The organism is Micromonospora sp. MP36 (assembly GCF_008119785.1).
Classification (GTDB): Bacteria; Actinomycetota; Actinomycetes; order Mycobacteriales; family Micromonosporaceae; genus Micromonospora.
In genome coordinates this window covers 1-18,751 of record NZ_VSFA01000022.1, presented here as the reverse complement: position 1 = coordinate 18,751, position 18,751 = coordinate 1, and the positions used below count along the sequence as shown (strand labels likewise).

8 protein-coding genes are annotated in these 18,751 nt (G+C 73.7%); 6 read left to right on the top strand and 2 right to left on the bottom strand.

Annotated elements, in window-relative coordinates; genetic code table 11:
* Positions 1-41 precede the first annotated feature (41 nt).
* From FXF52_RS17565 to FXF52_RS17540, 6 genes are all read left to right on the top strand, one after another.
* Complete coding sequence (locus FXF52_RS17565; RefSeq protein ID WP_148797994.1) at positions 42-5,516, top strand: type I polyketide synthase; 5,475 nt, start codon at positions 42-44, stop codon at positions 5,514-5,516.
* A 24-nt stretch (positions 5,517-5,540) separates the two neighbouring features.
* Positions 5,541-6,491: a TauD/TfdA family dioxygenase gene (locus FXF52_RS17560; RefSeq protein ID WP_148797993.1), complete on the top strand. Its 951-nt coding sequence runs from the start codon at positions 5,541-5,543 to the stop codon at positions 6,489-6,491.
* A 1-nt stretch (position 6,492) separates the two neighbouring features.
* Complete coding sequence (locus FXF52_RS17555; protein ID WP_148797992.1) at positions 6,493-6,681, top strand: MbtH family NRPS accessory protein; 189 nt, start codon at positions 6,493-6,495, stop codon at positions 6,679-6,681.
* Entirely contained in the window at positions 6,678-9,791 is a 3,114-nt protein-coding gene (locus FXF52_RS17550) for a non-ribosomal peptide synthetase (protein WP_148797991.1), read from the top strand. Before FXF52_RS17555 ends, FXF52_RS17550 begins: the two co-directional genes overlap by 4 nt.
* Before the next feature lie 130 nt (positions 9,792-9,921).
* Positions 9,922-11,358 carry an RNA-guided endonuclease TnpB family protein gene (locus FXF52_RS17545; protein WP_148797990.1) on the top strand — a complete coding sequence of 479 codons (1,437 nt, stop codon included), beginning with the start codon at positions 9,922-9,924 and terminating at the stop codon, positions 11,356-11,358.
* Positions 11,358-16,865, top strand: coding sequence for a non-ribosomal peptide synthetase/MFS transporter (locus tag FXF52_RS17540; RefSeq protein WP_148797989.1), 5,508 nt, complete (start codon positions 11,358-11,360; stop codon positions 16,863-16,865). Before FXF52_RS17545 ends, FXF52_RS17540 begins: the two co-directional genes overlap by 1 nt.
* Positions 16,866-16,950: 85 nt before the next feature.
* Here FXF52_RS17540 and FXF52_RS17535 read toward each other — a convergent pair whose 3' ends face one another.
* Both FXF52_RS17535 and FXF52_RS17530 read right to left on the bottom strand, forming a co-directional pair.
* A complete protein-coding gene (locus tag FXF52_RS17535; RefSeq protein ID WP_148797988.1) occupies positions 16,951-18,195 on the bottom strand; it encodes a hypothetical protein in 1,245 nt (414 codons plus the stop codon).
* A 31-nt stretch (positions 18,196-18,226) separates the two neighbouring features.
* Entirely contained in the window at positions 18,227-18,745 is a 519-nt protein-coding gene (locus tag FXF52_RS17530; RefSeq protein WP_148798048.1) for an NUDIX hydrolase, read from the bottom strand.
* Positions 18,746-18,751 lie beyond the last annotated feature (6 nt).

Genomic DNA, 18,751 nt, shown 5'->3' with positions numbered 1-18,751 from the left:
CCCCGCCGGCCACCCCGGCACCCGCGTAAAGGACGACCCCGATGAACAACGACATCGCCACCGAGCACCCCGCCGACGAGGGAATCGAACCGATCGCCATCGTCGGCCTCGCCGCCCGCCTGCCCGGCGCCGCCGACGTGGCGGAGTTCTGGCGCAACCTGGTCGACGGCGTCGAGTCGGTCACCGAGCTGACCCGCGAGGAGCAGCTCGCCCGGGGCGCCTCCGCCGAGGAGGTCGACGACCCGGGCTGGGTGAACCGGGCCCCGCTGGTCGACGGCTATGACGAGTTCGACGCCGGCCTGTTCGGGATGACCGCCCGCGAGGCCGAGATCACCGACCCGCAGCACCGGCTCTTCCTGGAGAGCTGCTACACCGCGCTGCAGGACGCCGGCTACGACCCGGCCCGCTACGACGGCACCGTCGGCGTGTACGCGGGCACCGGCGGCAACACCTACCTGCACAAGTTCGTGCTGCGCAACAAGCGGGTCGGCGGCAACCCGCACGGCGCGGTCTCCCTCGCCACCGGCAACTCCCCGAACTACGTGGCCACCAACGTGTCGTACCGGCTGGACCTGCGCGGGCCGAGCCTGACCGTGCACACCGCCTGCTCCACCTCCCTGGTCGCGTTCCACCTGGCCTGCGAGGCGCTGCGCAACGGTGAGTGCGACATGGCGCTCGCGGGCGGCGTCAACATCGAGCTGCCGCACGTCGGCTACCTGGGCATGGACGGCTTCACCTCCCCGGACGGCCGGTGCCGCCCGTTCGACGCCGGCGCGAACGGCACGGTGTGGGGCAGCGGCGTCGGGGTGACGCTGCTCAAGCGCCTCTCCGACGCGATCGCCGACGGTGACACCATCCGCGCGGTGGTGCTCGGCAACGCGATCAACAACGACGGCGCCGGCAAGGTGGGCTTCACCGCCCCCAGCATCGACGGCCAGATGGAGGCGGTCGCCCAGGCGGTCGGCATGGCCGGCATCGACCCGCGCACCATCAGCTACGTCGAGGCGCACGGCACCGGCACCGCGCTGGGCGACCCGATCGAGGTCTCCGCCCTCTCCACCGTGTACACGAAGGACACCGACGACCGGGGCTGGTGCGGCATCGGCTCCGTGAAGTCCAACATCGGCCACCTCAGCCAGCCCTCCGGCATCGTCAGCGTGATCAAGACGGTGCTCGCCATGGAGCACGGCCTGATCCCGCCCACCATCAACTACGAGACGCCGAACCCGGCGATCGACTTCGCCGACACCCCGTTCTACGTGGCGAACACGCTGACCAAGTGGGACACCGACGGGGGGCCGCGTCGGGCCGGGGTGAGCTCCTTCGGCATCGGCGGCACCAACGCGCACGTGGTGCTGGAGGAGGCGCCGGCCGCGTACCGGGCCGAGCGGCGGGTCCGCCCGGCGCACCTGCTCCAGGTGTCGGCGAAGACCCCCACCGCGCTGGGCGCCGCGGTGCGGCGGCTCGCCGACCACCTGGAGAACGGCGGTGGCGCCGAGCCGCTGGGCAGCGTCGGAGGCGGCGCTGGGCTGCTCGCCGACGTCGCGCACACCCTGCGGGTCGGCCGCCAGGAGTACGCGCACCGCGCCGCCGTCGTCGCCGGCGACCCGCAGGCGGCGGTCGCCGCGCTGCGCGACGCCCGCAAGGGCCACCGGGGCGCTGCCGACGGCCCCGCGCCGCGGGTGGCGTTCCTGTTCTCCGGGCAGGGCTCCCAGTACGCCGGCATGGGCGCGCAGCTCTACGCCGAGGACCCGGCGTTCGCGGCCACCGTGGACGAGTGCGCCGAGCTGCTCCGTCCCGAGCTGGGCCTGGACCTGCGCGACCTGATCCTCGGCCGGGACCCGGAGGCGGGGGAGAAGCTCACCGAGACCCGCTACACCCAGCCGGCCCTGTTCACCATCGAGTACGCGCTCGCCACCGCCTGGCAGCGGGCCGGGGTGACCCCGGCTGCGATGATCGGCCACTCGATCGGCGAGTACGTCGCCGCCACCGTGGCCGGCGTGCTCACCCTGCCCGACGCGCTGCGGGTGGTGGCCGCCCGGGGCCGGCTGATGCACTCGCTGCCCGCCGGCTCGATGCTGGCCGTGGCGCTGGACGAGTCGGCCGTCGCCGACCGGCTGCCCGAGGGGCTGGCCATCGCCACCGTCAACGGTCCGGGCACCTGCGTGGTGGCCGGCGAGACGGCGGCCGTCGAGGAGTTCGCCGCCACCCTCAAGGGCAAGAGCAAGGTGCTGCGCACCTCGCACGCGTTCCACTCGCCGATGATGGAGCCGATCCTTGACGAGTTCACCGCGCTGATGGCCACCGTGCCGCTGCGCCCGCCAGCCGTGCCGTTCCTGTCCAACGTGACCGGCACCTGGATCACCGAGGCGCAGGCCACCGACCCGGCGTACTGGGCGGCGCACCTGCGCCAGCCGGTCCGCTTCGGCGCCTGCGTGGCCACCCTGCTCGCCGAGGGCACCTGGGCGCTGCTCGAGTGCGGCCCCGGCAGGCAGCTGGCCAACCTGGCCCGGATGCAGGTCGCCAAGGCCGGCGAGGCGCAGCGGAAGCTCACCCCGCTGGGCAGCCTGCCCGGCCCGGGCGAGTCCACCGGCGACCTGGCCACCCTGCTCGGCAGCGCCGGCGCGCTCTGGTGCGCGGGCGTGCCGGTGCGGCTGGCCGCCGACCCGGACGCCCGGCGGGTGCCGCTGCCCACGTACCCCTTCGAGCGTCGCCGCTACTGGGTGGATCCGGACCCGGTGGAGCAGGTGGCGGCGGCGCCGGTGGAGACCGGCCCCCGGCCCCTGCCGGAGTGGTTCGCGGTGCCGGTGTGGCGGCAGGCCGCCCCGGCCCGGGCCGCCACCCCGCTGGGCCGCTGCCTGGTCCTGGCCGACGGCCCGCGCGGCGAGGCGCTGGTCGCCGCGCTGCGCGCCGCCGGTGACGACCCGGTCGAGGTATGTGCCGGCGACGCCTTCGCCGCCACGCCCACCGGTTTCCGGTTGCGCCCCGGCGTCCGCGAGGACCACGACGCCCTGGTCGCCGCGCTCGGCGCGGACCTGCCCCGGCGTCTCGTGCACGCGTTCGCCCTCGACGGGGAGCCGGCCGGGACCGACCCGGACGCCGCCTGGGCCGCCCAGGACCGGGGCTTCTTCAGCGCACTGCACCTGGTGCAGGCGCTCGCCGGCGCCGGGCTGACCGGCGACGAGCCGGGCCTGACCCTCGACCTGGTCACCGCCGGCACCGCCGACGTGCGCGGCGACGACCTGGTCCGCCCGGAGCACGCCACCCTGGCCGGCCTGGCCCGGGTGCTGCCGGTGGAGCTGCCCGGCCTCACCGTCCGCCTGGTCGACGCGGACGCTGCCGCGCGGGGCGCCGCCGCCCTGGTCACCGAGCTGCGCAGCCCGGTCGACCCGGAGCACCCGGAGGTGGCGCTGCGTCGCGACCGGCGCTGGGTGGCCGGGTACGAGCAGGTCACCGTGGACGCCGAGGCCGAGCCGGGCGTGCTGCGTGAGGCGGGCCGCTACCTGATCACCGGCGGTCTCGGCGGCATCGGCATCACCCTGGCCGAGGACTTCGCCCGCCGGGCACGCGCCAAGCTGGTGCTGTTGGCCCGCTCCGGCCTGCCCGAGCGGGACCGCTGGGATGAGCACCTGGCGGTGCACGGCGGCGCCGACCGGGCCGGCCGGGCCATCGCCGCGATCCGCCGGATGGAGGCGGCCGGGGCCGAGGTGCTGGTGCTCGCGGCCGACGTCACCGACCCGGCCGACCTGTGCCGGGTACGCGAGGCCGCCGAGAGCCGCTTCGGCGGCCTGGACGGCATCGTGCACGCGGCTGGCCTGCCCGGCGGGGGCATGGCGGAGATCAAGGAGCGGGCCGAGGCGGAGCGGGTGCTCGCCCCGAAGCTGGCCGGCACCCTCGCCCTCGCCCAGGTCTTCGGCGACCTACCGCTGGACTTCGTCGCGCTGTGCTCCTCGATCACCGCGGTCATCGGCGGCTTCGGCCAGGTCGACTACTGCGCGGCGAACAACTTCCTGGACGCGTTCGCGCGGGCCGGCGCCGGCTTCCGGGCGCCGGTGGTGTCGCAGAACTGGGGCGGCTGGGCCGAGGTCGGCATGGCCGTGGAGACCAACGCGCCGGCCGCCTTCCGGGCCGCCGGCCGGGACACCGTCACCAGCCCGGTCGACCACCCGGTGCTGACCACCAAGGTGGCCGGGCCGGACGGCACCGTGCTGCACGGCCTGGTCTCCGCCAGCACCCACTGGCTGCTCGACGAGCACCGGATCGGCGGGGTGCCGGTGGTGCCGGGCACCGCCCACCTGGAGTCGGTGCGCGCCGCGGTGACCGCCGCGTTGCCCGCCCCCGGCCCGCAGGCGGCGGTGGAGCTGCGCGACGTGGTCTTCCTGGAGCCGTTCTCGGTGCCGGACGGCACGGTCGCCCAGTACCGGGTGGAGCTGACCCCCACCGAGGACGGGGTGGACTTCACCGTCGCCAGCCTGGCCGCCGGCCAGCTGCGTACCCACGTCCGGGGCGCCGCCGGCTGGACCGAGGAGCCCGCCCCGCCGGCGGGTACGCCCACGGTCACCGGCCGGCGGGTCGACGACGACGCGTCGTTCGGCCGGGGTCGGACCAGCATGCTCACCTTCGGGCCACGCTGGGCCGCGCTCGCTGAGCACCACCTCGCCGACGGGGAGGAGCTGGCCCGAATCGAGGCACCCGCCGCGGCGCTGGGCGACCTGCCCTCCTGGGGGCTGCACCCGGCCCTGCTGGACGTGGCCACCGCCTTCGGTCGGGGCCAGGGCTCCGGCACCTACCTGCCCCTGTCGTACGGCCGGATCGTGGTGCGCGGCGCGCTGCCGGCGTCCTTCCTCAGCCACCTGGGGCACCGGGCCAGCGCCACCGACGAGGTGGTGGCCGCCGACCTGTCCCTGGTGGACGCCGAGGGCCGGGAACTGGTCGCGATCAGCGACTTCGTGCTGCGCCGGGTGGACCAGGGCGCCGTCACCGGGGGCCTCACCGACACCCCGGCCGCCGCGGCCCCGGTGACCGAGGACATCCGGCCGGTGGACGGGGCGGAGGCGTTCCGGCGCAGCCTCACCGCCGGTCTTGGCGCGCAGGTGGTCATCGCCACCCGTACCGTCGCGGACATCCGCCGACGGGCCGCCCGGGTGACCACCGACAGCCTGGAGGTGGCGGCCGAGGCGGTCTCCGCGCCGACCGCCACCGGCGGCGGCTCGGCCGCGCCCTCAACCGAGCTGGAGAAGACCATCGCCCAGGTCTGGCGGGACGGCCTCGGCGTGGCCGAGGTCGGGGTGGACGACGACTTCTTCTCCCTCGGCGGCAACTCGCTGGTCGCGGTGCAGCTCATCGCCGCGATGCGCAAGGCCACCGGGGTGCGGCTGCCGATGCGCAGCCTCTTCGAGACCCCCACGGTCGCCGGGCTGGCCGCTCGGATCGAGGAGTTGCGCGCCAGTCAGCCCGCCGACGAGCCGGCCGCGCCGGCGACCATCCCAGCCATCCCGCGACTGCCCCGCGCCTGACCCGACGAACAGGAGAGCTGCACCATGAGCGACACGACCACACTCCCGGTGGTCATCGAGAACGACGGCCGGGCCCTGACCGACCTGATCGACGCCCGGCGAGCCGAACTGCGCGCCGCCCTCGTCGAGCACGGCGGGCTGCTCTTCCGCGGCTTCGACGTCGGCGGGGTGGACGGCTTCGACCGGGCGGTCCGCGCCCTCTCCGGCGAGCCGCTGACCTACACGGAGCGCTCCTCACCCCGGCACTCCATCAAGGGCCGGGTCTACACCTCGACCGACTACCCGCCGGACGAGGAGATCTTCCTGCACAACGAGAACTCGTATCAGGCGCGTTGGCCGCTGACCCTGTTCTTCTACTGCATCACCGCCCCGCAGACGCAGGGGGCCACCCCGCTCGCCGACGTGCGCCGGGTCTACCAGGAGATCGACCCAACGGTGCGCGAGGAGTTCATCCGGCGCCGCTGGATGCTGGTGCGCAACTTCCACGGCGACTTCGGCACCCGCTGGCAGGAGGTGTTCAACACCGAGAACCGGACCGAGGTCGAGGCGTACGCCGCGGCGAACGGGATCACCGTGGAGTGGGTCGGCAAGGACGGCCTGCGAACCCGCGCGGTCCGGGACGTGGTGCACCACCGGCCCGGCTCGGACACCCCGCGCTGGTTCAACCACGCCACGTTCTTCCACCTCAGCACCCTCCCGAAGGACTACCAGGAGGGGCTGCTGGCCATGTTCGGCCCCGACGGGCTGCCGTCGAACACCTACTACGGCGACGGCGGCGAGATCCCCGCCGACGTGATGGACCACCTGCGCGCCGCCTACCGGGCCGCCAGCGTCCGCTTCGACTACCAGCGCGACGACGTGCTGGTGGTGGACAACATGACCGCCGCGCACGGCCGGGAGCCGTTCACCGGCCCCCGCAAGATCGCCGTGGCGATGGCCGAGCCGCACACCCCCGACACCTCTGGAGCGAACTGACATGGCCGAACCCCGATTCCTGGTCGTGCGCAACGACGAGGAGCAGTACTCCATCTGGTCGGCCGACCGGGACCTCCCCGCGGGCTGGCACGACGCCGGCTTCGCCGGCACCCGGGAGGAGTGCCTGGCCCACGTCGAGACCGTCTGGACCGACATGCGGCCCCGCTCGGTACGCGAGGCGCAGTCATGACCCAGGAATGGACCTTCCCGGCCTCCTTCGCGCAGGAGCGGGTGTGGATGGCCAACCAGCTCGACGCCGGCTCGCCGGTCTACAACGTCTCCGTCCCGTGGCGCTTCCCGGCCGGGATCGACGCGGACGCCGCCGCCGGCATCGTCAACCAGGTGGTGGCCCGGCACGAGGCGCTCCGCACCTACCTACGGATCGACGACGGCGCCCTGGTGCAGGTGGTGCGGGCCCACGAAGCCGCCCCGATCCCGACCGACGACCTGCGGCACCTGCCGGAGGCGGAGCGCCTCGCGGCGTTCGAGGCGATCCGCGCGGAACTGGCCCGCAGCCCGATCCCGCTGGACGCCCCGCCGCTGTGGCGGGCCCGGCTGGTCCGCCTGGACGACACCTGGGCGCTGGTGTTCGTGGTGCACCACGCGGTCTTCGACAGCCACTCGGCGGTGCTGTTCCACCAGGAACTCGGCGCGTTCAGCCAGGCCGCGTCGACCAGCACCGAGCCCGCCGTGCCCGAGCTGCCCATCCAGTACGCCGACTTCGCGGTCTGGCAGCGCGACCAGCTCACCGGCGCGGAGCTGGACCGCCAGCTCGCCTTCTGGACCGGCCACCTGGCCGGCGCGCCGGCGGTCACCGGCCTGCCGCTGGACCGGCCCCGCCCGGCACAGCTCGGCTTCGCCGGCGACGAGGTGCGGTTCGAGCTGCCCGCGGGGCTGCTCGACCGGGTCGGCGCCCTCGCGACCGGCGCGGCGGCCACGCCGTACATGGTGCTGCTGGCCGGCTTCGCGGCGCTGCTGTCCCGGATCTCCGGCGACACCGACGTGGTGGTCGGCGTCTCCACCGCCGGTCGGGACAGCGCCGAGGTGGCCCCACTGATCGGCATGTTCGTCAACCCGGTGGCGCTGCGCTGCGACGTCTCCGGCGACCCGACCTTCGCCGAGCTGCTCGCCCGGGTCCGCGCCGGCCTGGTCGACGCGATCGAGCACGGGCAGACCCCGTTCCAGAAGATCGTCGAGGCGGTCGACCCGCAGCGCGACCCGTCAGTGCAGCCGATCTTCCAGACCGCGCTGAACTTCATCCCCGACTCCGGCCTGGACCCGGTGGAGCTGGGCACCACCAAGGACGACCTGGCGTTCGACATCACCACCGGCGAGAGCCGGCTGGTCTACCGCACGGCGCTGTTCGACCGCGCCACCGCCGAGTCGGTCGTCGACCGGTACGTCCGGCTGCTCGCCGCCGCCGTCGCCGACCCGCAGCGGCGGGTCGGCGCGCTGCCGCTGCTCGCCGACGCCGAGCGGGACCTGGTGCTGGGCGCCTGGAACGACACCGCGCACGAGGTGCCGCCGGCCACCGTGGTCGACGAGGTGCAGCGGCAGGCCGCGGCCACGCCGGACGCCATCGCGCTGGTCTGCGACGGCGTGCCGCTCACCTACGCCGAGCTGAACACCGCCGCGAACCGGCTGGCCCGGCTGCTGGTGGCCCGGGGCGCCGGCCCGGAGGCCCGGGTCGCGCTCGCCGTGCCCCGCTCCTGCGAGCTGGTGGTGGCCATCCTCGCGGTGCTCAAGTCCGGCGCGGCGTACGTGCCGGTGGACACCGCCTACCCGGCCGGGCGGATCGCGTACCTGCTGGACGACGCCGAGCCGGCCCTGGTGGTGGCGACCCCGGAGACCGCGGCCCTGGTGCCGGCCGGCGCGCTGGTGCTGGACGGGGAGGTGGGTTCCGACCAGGCCGACGGCGACCTCACCGACGCCGACCGGCTCACCCCGCTGCGCCCCGAGCACCCGGCGTACGTGCTCTACACCTCCGGCTCCACCGGCCGGCCCAAGGGCGTGGTGGTGGAGCACCGCGCGGTCACCGCCTACCTGGCCTGGGCCCGGCACACCTACCCGGGCCTGGCCGGCACCGCGCTGCTGCACTCGCCGGTCTCCTTCGACCTCACCGTCACCGGCCTGCTCGGCACGCTCACCGCCGGCGGCACGGTCCGGCTCGCCGCGATCGACGAGCCGGCGGCCCGGGTCGGCGGCCGGCCCACCTTCCTCAAGGTCACCCCCAGCCACCTGCCGCTGCTCGACGGCGAGCTGTCGCCCACCGCCGACCTGGTGATCGGCGGTGAGGCGCTCACCGGCGAGCAGCTCGCCGGGTGGCGAGCCGCGCACCCGGACGTCGCGGTGATCAACGAGTACGGCCCGACCGAGGCGACGGTCGGTTGCGTCGCCGCCCGGATCGCCCCGGGCGAACCGGTCCCGGCCGGGCCGGTGTCGATCGGCACGCCCACCTGGAACACCCGGGCGCTGCTGCTCGACGCGGCCCTGCAGCCGGTCCCGCCGGGTGTGGTCGGCGAGCTGTACGTCGCCGGCACCCAGCTCGCCCGCGGCTATCTGCGCCGTCCCGGCCTCACCGCCGAGCGTTTCCTGCCCTGCCCGTACGGCCCGCCCGGGGAGCGGATGTACGCCACCGGCGACCTGGCCCGCTGGCGTGCCGACGGCACGCTGGAATACCTGGGCCGCCGCGACGACCAGGTCAAGGTGCGCGGCATGCGGATCGAGCTGGGTGAGGTGGAGGCCGCGCTGCTGGCCCACCCGGACGTCCGGGCGGCCGCCGCGGCGGTGCGGACCGACTCGGGCGAGCCGACGCTGGTCGGCTACCTGGTCGGCCCGGCCCACGAGGACTCGGTCCGCGCCGAACTGGCCCGGGAGTTGCCCGCCCACCTGATCCCGGCGGCACTGGTCCGGCTCGACGCGCTGCCCCTGACGCCGAACGGCAAGCTGGACCGGGCCGCGCTGCCCGCGCCGGCCACCGCCGCGCCGGCCGAGGACGCCTACGTCGCCCCGCGCACCGAGGCCGAGGCCCTGGTCGCCGAGGTGTACGCCGAGATCCTCCAGGTGGAGAAGGTCGGCGCTCTGGACGACTTCTTCGCTCTCGGCGGCAACTCGCTGCGCGGCATGCGGGCGATGGCCCGGATCCGGGCCGAGGTGGACGTCGAACTGCCCATGCGGGCGCTGTTCAGCAGCCCCGTGGTGGCGGACCTGGCCGCCCAGATCGAGCAGCGGATCGCCGCCGAGCTCGACGGGCTCTCCGACACCGAGGTCGCCGCGCTGCTCGCGGCGGAAGAGGAGTGACCAGTTGTCGTTCTTCCCCGCATGTCCATCTATGGTTGCTTGTTGTGCGTAACATCTACCGGATCGGTGAGTACGCAGAGCGCCCCTTCGAGGAGGAACCCGAAGCGGGCCTGACCGGGGCTGGTCAGCGGTGAAGGTCACGCGGATCGCTTACTCGGCGGGTCTGAATCTGGGCAAGTACGCGGTGTTGCTTAAGCAGGCGCGTCGGTTGGGTCGGGTTCGTAGTGAGGTGTGGCAGCGGTACGGGTCGGTCGTCGGTGTCGGGTCCGGGCTGAAGGACCGGCAGGTGCGGGACCGGTGGATGGCTGACGGCACGTACGTCCAGTTTGGTGTGCTGGCGAATGCGTGGAAGGAAACCGTCCGCGACGCCATGGCCGACATCGCCGCGAGCCTGGCCTCAGCCAAGGTCGAGGTGCGCCGCGCGGTTTTCCGGCGCACCAGCGATCCGGCCGAGCGTCAGCGCATGCTGGCCGCGTTGAGGGCTGACCGGTGGGCTGACGACCCGTTCCTAGCTCGGCAGATGCGCGAGCACTGGAAGCGTGGCAAGAACCACACGCACGATCAGATCGTCGTACGCGCCGACCAGCACCACACGCTCACCGACGGGCGCGGCCGGTTGTGGCTGGCGGTTCCCGGCTTCAAGCCTCGCAAGATGGTCAGAATCCCGCTGTCTACGATGGTCGCTCCGACGGGCGCGCTGCGGCTGATCCTGCGCGGGGGTCGGGTCGAGGTGCACTACCAGATCGACGCATCGGAGATGCCGTCGTCGCGACGGCCCTGCGGCGAGCAAATGATCGGGGTGGACAAGGGCTACACCGAAGCCCTCACCGACTCCGACGGTGATCCACACGGAACCTGCCTCGGCGAGCTGCTGACCGTCGAGTCGGATCGGTTGAAGGAACGCAACCGGCGGCGGGCGAAGCTCCGCTCGATCGCCAACACCGCCGCCCGCAATGGTGATCACGCGAAGGCGCACCGGATCAAGGCCAACAACCTCGGCACGATCAAGCGGGACCGGCAGGCCGCCCGGCACCGGGCGCGGGTGCGTACGGAGATCTTCACCGCCGTGCACGAGGTCGTCGACAAGGCCGCCACCGTTGTCGCCGAAAACCTCACCAAACGCTTCACTAGCACCAAGAAACTCGGCAAGAACATCAACCGGCGCCTCGCGGCGTGGACCAAAGGAGTCACCGCCGAGGCGCTGAAAAGCGTGTCGGAGCGTAGAGGTTCTGCGCTCGTTCCCGTCAACGCCGCCTACACCTCACAAACCTGTCACCGCTGCGGCGACTTCGGTCGACGTAGTAGGGACCGGTTTCACTGCACCCGGTGCGGGGTGGTGTGGCAGGCCGACGTGAACGCCGCGATCAACATCCTGCACCGAGCCGGCGACCCCGACATCGCCCTGCACACCCCACACCACAGGGTGAAGCAGATCCTGCAGGACCGGACCGATCGCCGCCGGACCAGACTGCCGGTCCAGGACTCCAGCCCGGCACCAGCCGAGCGGAGAGCGAAACATCCGAACCGTTCGACAACGAGACGTGGTAGGAAGCAGGAAAGCAGCTGATGACCGACCTGAAGGATTCGACCCGGGAGGCGGCCCGGCAGGCGCTGATCGCCAGGCGGCTGCGCGCCCGGCAGGCCGCCCCCACGGCCCGGATCACGCCCCGGCCCGCCGACGCCGAGGTGCCGCTGTCCTACGCCCAGGAGCGGGTCTGGTTCATGGACCAGCTCGCTCCGGGCGAGGCGGCCTACCACATCGCGGTGCCGCTGCGGGTGCGCGGCCCGCTCGACGTGGCCGCGCTGCGTGCCGCCCTGGCCGCGCTGACCGCCCGGCACGAGTCGCTGCGGACCCGCTTCCCGGCCGACGCGGACGGGCGCCCCACCGTGGTGGTGGAGGAGACCGTCGAGGTGCCGCTGACCATCGTGGACGCCCCGGACGAGGCGACCGCGCAGGCGCTAGTCGACGGGGCCGCCGCCGAACCGTTCGACCTGGCGCACGGGCCGCTGCTGCGCGCCCTGCTGGTCCGGCTGGCCGCCGACGACCAGGTGCTCTTCCTCGGCAAGCACCACATCGTCGGGGACGGCTGGTCGGTGGACGTGCTGCTGCGCGACCTGATCACCCTCTACCGGGGCGGCGAGCTGCCCACCCTGCCCATCCAGTACGGCGACTTCGCCGTCTGGGAGGCGCAGGAGCTGGACGGCCCGCAGGCCCGGGCGCACGTCGACTACTGGAAGCAGCGGCTCGCCGGGATCACCCCGCTGGAGCTGCCGCTGGACCGGCCCCGCCCGGCCACCCAGACCTACCGGGGCGACTTCGTTGAGTTCCAGCTCGACCCGGCGGCCACCGAACGGCTCAACGACCTCACCCGGGACAGCGGCGGCACCCTGTTCATGACCCTGCTCGCCGCGTACCAGGTGCTGCTGGCCCGGCACTCCGGCCAGGACGACTTCGCCGTCGGCGCGTCGGTGGCCGGCCGCTCCGCGCCGGAGCTGGAGAACGTGGTCGGCATGTTCATCAACATGCTGCCGCTGCGGGCCGAGCTGGCCGGCGACCCCACCTTCCGCGACCTGCTGGAGCGCACCCGGCGCAACGTGCTGGACGGCTTCGAGCACGCCGAGGTGCCGTTCGCCAAGGTGGTCCACGAGCTGGGGCTGCCCCGCGACGTCAGCCGGTCCCCAGTCTTCCAGGCCATGTTCGTGCTGCAGAACTACGAGATGGGCCGGTTCACCGGCGTCTCGCGCGACGACGAGGTCAGCTTCGAGTGGACGCCGATGGAGCTGCGGGCCACCCGGTTCGACTTCGAGCTGCACGCCGTGGAGACCGTGGACGGGCTCTGGGGCAAGCTGGTCTTCAACACCGACCTGTTCACCCGGGACACCGTCGAGCGGATGGCCCGGCGCTGGACCGCCCTGCTGGCCGCGATCGTCGCCGCGCCGGACACCCCGGTCTCCCGGCTGGCGCTGCTGCCCGCGGAGGAGCGGACGCTGCTGGCGGCGTGGAACGACACCACCGCGGACTTCCCGCGTACGCAGACCCTGCACGGCCCGATCGAGGAGCGCGCCGCCGCCACCCCGGACGCGGTCGCCGTCACCATCGACGGCCGCAGCCTCACGTACGCCGAGCTGAACGGCGCCGCCAACCGGATCGCGCATCGGCTGCGCGCCGCCGGTGTCGGCCCGGAGACCCTGGTCGGCGTCTGCGCGGAGCGCTCCCTCGAACTGGTCGCCGGCCTGCTCGGCGTGCTCAAGGCCGGCGGGGCCTACCTGCCGTTGGACCCGGAGTATCCGGCGGACCGGCTGGCCTTCATGGTCACCGACGCGGACGCGCCGGTGGTGCTGGTCCAGGAACACCTGCGCGAGGTGCTGCCGGAGACGGCCGCCACCGTCCTCGCCCTGGACGACCCGGCCGGCTGGGCCGACCAGCCCACCACCGACCCGGAGCCGTCCGCCGGCCCCGAGCACCTCGCGTACGTCATCTACACCTCCGGCTCCACCGGCCGGCCCAAGGGGGTGCCGAACACGCACCGGGGCATCGTCAATCGGCTCGACTGGATGCAGAAGACGTACCGCCTCGGCGCCGACGACGCCGTGCTGCAGAAGACCCCGGCCAGCTTCGACGTGTCGGTGTGGGAGTTCTTCTGGCCGCTGCGCGAGGGCGCCCGCCTGGTGCTGGCCAAGCCGGGTGGCCACAAGGACGCCGGCTACCTGCGCGACCTGCTGGTCGCCGAGCGGATCACCACCGCGCACTTCGTGCCGTCCATGCTCACCGTCTTCCTCGCCGAGGACGGGATCGAGGCGGCCACCGCGCTGCGCCGGGTGATCTGCTCCGGCGAGGAGCTGCCGCTGGCGTCCGCGGTCGACTTCACCGCCCGGCTGCCCTGGTGCGGCCTGCACAACCTGTACGGCCCGACCGAGGCGGCCATCGACGTCACCGCCTGGCCGTGCGACCCGGCGCTGCTGGCCGGCCTCACCGGCGTCCCGATCGGCGCGCCGATCGCCAACCTGCGGCTGCACGTGCTCGACCCGGCGGGCAACGAGTGCCCGCTGGGCGTCGCCGGTGAGCTGCACATCGGCGGCGTCGGGCTGGCCCGCGGCTACCACCGCCGGCCGGCGCTGACCGCCGAGAAGTTCGTTCCCGACCCGTTCTCCGGTGAACCCGGCGCCCGCCTGTACCGCACCGGCGACCTGGCCCGCTGGGTGCTCGCGCCCGGGACGGACGACCTGGCGCGGCCCGCCGGCGTGATCGAGTTCCTCGGCCGGATCGACCATCAGGTCAAGCTGCGCGGCCTGCGCATCGAGCTGGGCGAGATCGAGAGCGCGCTGCGCGAGCAGCCCGGGGTGACCGAGGCGGCGGTGATCGTCCGCGAGGACAGCCCCGGCGACAAGCGGCTCACCGCCTACCTGGTCGGGCCCGCCGAGCACGCCGCGCTGAAGACCGCACTGAAGGACACCCTGCCGGAGTACATGGTGCCGGCCGCGTTCGTCACCCTCGACGCGCTGCCGCTGACCCCCAACGGGAAGCTCGACCGCAAGGCGCTGCCCGCCCCGGTGGTCACCCGCGAGGCGTCGGTGGCGCTGGTCGAGCCGCGCGACGACACCGAACGCACGCTCGCCGCCATCTGGTCGGAGGTGCTGGGCGTGGACGCGCTCGGCATCGACGACGACTTCTTCGATCTGGGCGGGCACTCCATGCTCGCCACCCAGGTGGTCGCGAAGATCCGCAAGGCCGAGCTGGGCGGCCGGCCGGTCGGCGTGATGGACCTGTTCCAGCAGCGGACCATCCGCGACCTGGCCGCGTTCATCTCCGGCGGTGCCGCCGAGGAGGGGCCGCGCCGGCTGCTCTACGAGCTGACCAAGCCGATTCCCGCCGGCAAACGGGTGCTGTCCTACGTCTGCGTCCCGTACGGCGGCGGCAGCGCCATCGTCTACCAGCCGCTCGCCGACGCGCTGCCGGCCGGGCACGCCGTCTGGTCGCTGGCCATCCCCGGGCACGACGTCGGCCTCAGCGAGGACGCGCTGCCCTTCGACGACCTGACCACCCGGGTCGCCGACGAGATCCTGGAGCGGGTCGAGGGCCCGATCGCGCTCTACGGCCACTGCGGCGTGGGCAGTGCGATCATCGCCGAGGTGGCCCGAAAGGTCGAGGCTGCCGGCCGCGACATCGAGGCCGTCTACATCGGCGCGATGTTCCCGTTCGCCCGGCCGAAGGGCCTCTTCGCGCGGATGCGCAACCGGCTGGAGCAGCTGCGCAGCAACCGGCACTACGCGAGCTGGCTCAAGTCGATGGGCGTGGACACCGACGAGCTGGACCCGGAGCAGGCCGACCGGATCATCAGCAACATGCGGGCCGACTCCCGCGCCTCCGAGGAGTACTTCACCCGCCTGCTCGACCAGCGGGCGATGAAGCTGCGCGCCCCGATCATCTCGGTGGTCGGCTCCGAGGACCCGGTCACCGACTACTACCGCGAGCGGTACGCCGAGTGGCAGTTCCTCAGCGACACCCTCGGGCTGGTCGTCCTCGACCAGGCCGGCCACTTCTTCCTGAAGTACCGCGCCGAGGAACTGGCCGAGATCGTCACCCGGGTCCACCCGGTGGTCGTCGCCGGGGACACTACGGCGCTCACCCCCGACGCGCGGGGCGAGGACGCCGGCTGGGCGGTCCTCGACCACCTGCGGGTGGGCGCGGCGGAGGGGTCGGCCCGGGCCACCGTCAAACCCAGCATGGGCCGCTTCCTGGCGGTCACCGTCGGGCAGCTCGTCTCCAGCACCGGCTCCGCGCTGACCGCGTTCGCCCTGCCGATCTGGCTGTTCAACCGGACCGGGTCGGTGGCCGACCTCGGCCTGCTCTGGGCGCTCGCGCTGATCTGCGGCGTGCTGATGCTCCCGGTGGCCGGCGCGATCGTCGACCGGGTCAGCCGACGCCGGATCATGATGCTGGCCAGCTCCATCGCCGGGTCGATCCAGTTGGTCCTGGCCGCGCTGCTGTGGACCGACAGCCTGGTGCTCTGGCACATCTACCTCCTGGTCGCGCTCAGCTCGGTGGCCGGGTCGTTCCAGCGCATCGCGTTCCAGTCGGCGGTGCCCCAGCTCGTGCCGAAGCGCTACCTCGGCCACGCGATGGGCATCACCCAGCTCTCCACCGGCGTCGCCACCCTGCTCATGCCGGTCTTCGCGGCCGGCCTGCTCGCCGCGATCGAGCTCAAGGGCATCCTGCTCGTCGACGTGGCCAGCTATGTGGTCGCGGTGACCACCCTGGCCGTGGTCCGCTTCCCCGACCTGCTCGGCTGGCGGCCCCGGGAACGGCTCCTGGTCGCCATCGCCAACGGCCTGCGCTACTCCTGGCAGCACAAGGGCTTCCGGCTGATGCTCGGCTACTTCGCGCTAGGCAATATCTTCCTGGCCCCCGCCCTGGTGCTCACCACCCCGCTGGTGCTCTCCTTCGGCACCCCCACCCAGGTGGCCCAGGTGGCCCTCGCCGAGGCGGTCGGCGCGGTGGCCGGTGGCGTGCTCATGTCGCTCTGGGGCGGCCCACGTCGGCGACGGATGATCGGCGTGCTCGTCGCCAACCTCGGCACCGCGATCGGCTGCGTGCTGATCGGCCTGGACGCCTCGGTGGCGATGATCTGCGTCGGCATGGGCTGGCTGGCCATGGCGATGACCACCGCGCAGTCGATCTACGCGACCATCGTCCAGGTCAAGGTGCCGCAGCGGTTCCACGGCCGGGTGTTCAGCCTCAACCAGACCATCGCCTGGTCGACGCTCCCGATCGGCTTCGCGCTGCTGGCACCGGGCGCCACCGCCCTGTTCGAGCCGATGCTCGCCCCGGGTGGGGCGCTCGCCGGGTCGGTGGGCGCGGTGATCGGCACCGGTCCCGGCCGCGGCATCGGCTTCGCGTACGTCTGCTTCGGGCTGGCCCTCGTGCTGGTCACCCTCGGCGGGTTCGCGATCCGGCTGCTGCGCCGGTTCGACATCGAGGTGGCGGACTCCCTCCCGGACGACCTGATCGGCGCCCAGGAGCGGGAACGCCGGCTCGCCGCCCGGGCCGCCGAACGCGAACCGGTCGCGGTGTAAGGAAGGGCCCTTCTCAACGCCTCCGGGTTCCCCCTTCACGCGCGTGGCGCGCGGGGCCTCCGGCCGCACGGCCGGAGGCCCCGCCTCACCACTGTCGGGGCGGGTCCGCCAGCTCGTCCTCGGGCAGTTCCTGTGGCTCCGCCACCCAGGCCGAGTAAACCGGCAGGCCGTGCCACGGCCCGCCCGCGCTGTCGGTGGCCACCGCCACCACGGCGTACGGGTGGCCGAACCGCAGCTCCGCCACCCGGGCGACGCCCTCCGGCGGCAGTCCGGTCGCCACCGCGAACGCGGTCACCGCGGCGGCCTCGAAGCCGTACCGCCCGTAGCGGGCCACCGCCGACTGGACCGCCTCGTGCTGCGGGTTCGCCAGCCCCATGAGCATCCCGAGCGCCCGGGCGGCGGCGTCGAAGCCGAACCCGGCCCGCGTCAGGTCGTGCCGGCTCTCCGCCGACCAGCAGGGCAGCACGGCCCTGGTCCGCTCCTCCCGGCCGTCGCGCGCGAACGTGCGTACCGTCTCCTCCCGCAGCGTCCACAGCGGGGTGTCGCCGAGCGGCAGGTCGAACAGGGACCGCTGGCGGGGCCGGTACCCGTCCGGTGCGGTGGCGGTCCGTGCGGCGATCTCCTGGGCGGCGGCGAGGACGTCGACCGGCGGCACGTCCGGTGCGGCGGCGACCGACACCACCAGCATCCCGGCCTCGCCGCCGGCGGTCGACACCGGTCGGGCGGGCGCGGCGTGCACCGCGACGTCACCGGCCCGCGCGGTCGTCGCGATCCAGCACAGGTGGCCGTGCCACGGGGTGCGCAACACCCGATCGAGCCGGCCTGCCCAGGCGCTGCCCGATCCGAGCTGGTCGGCTGGAGCCACCTGGAAGGGCTCCGCCCAGGACACCTTGGTGGCCAGCGCGCTGGCCAGGATCAGCAGGATCTGCGGTCGGACGGTGATCGGGAACCGGTCGATCAGACCGTACGTGTGCTCCCGGGCCCAGGCGTCGAGCGCCGCCTGGTCGGGCAGCGGGCCGCGCTGCGTCCGCTCCGGCAGGCCGGCCCGCCAACCGGCCAGGCCCTCGAAGGGCTGGCGCTCCCACACCGCGCTGGCGGAGGCCATCAACGGGTGCGGCGCCGACAGCAACGCCCCTGCCACCTCCGCCGCCACGTCCACGTCGGTGCCGAGCGCCTCGGTTAGTTCGTCACGGGTGCCGCCGGTGGCGGCGGGGCCGGTGAGCGCGAGGAGCAGCCAGGCGCCGAGCGGGGAGGCGACGTGGTGCGTGTCGCCGGCGGCGCGGTGCAGCCGCTCGGCGTAGTGGGCGAGAGGTCCGTGGATTCGGGTCACCGCTCCACTGTGCCGGTTGACGGCGGATTCGTCATGACCACAGCTCGAACGGCTCGTCGATCTCCTCGCCGGCCAGGAACGCCGGCAGTAGCTCGGGCAGCCGCCCCGGATAGCAGCGCGGCCGCACGCCGACGATCTCGGTGACCGGCCACCAGCGGAACCCGAAGTAGTCCTCCACCTCGTAGTCCAGCCGGTTCGCCTCATCCACGTCTGGTCCCGGCCCCGGCAGCCGTACCGGGACGATCACCTCGTCCTGCAGGTGGCGCCACTGCCGGTGGATGAAGCTGGCCCGCCGCCGCCAGGTCGGCGGGCCCACGTCGGCCGGCGCGACCACGATGCCGGTCTCCTCGCGCAACTCCCGTACGGCCGCCTCCAGATACGTCTCCCCGGCGTCGAGCCCGCCGCCGGGCAGCTCCCACCAGACCCCGAGGCGGGGGTGCTCCGGGTCCCGGGTGTGGAACAGCAGCACCCGCTCGGCGGCGTCGAGCACCACCACCCTCACCGCCCGACGCTCCAACACCGGCAGGTCGCGGGGCAGCTCGGGGAGCATTGGTTC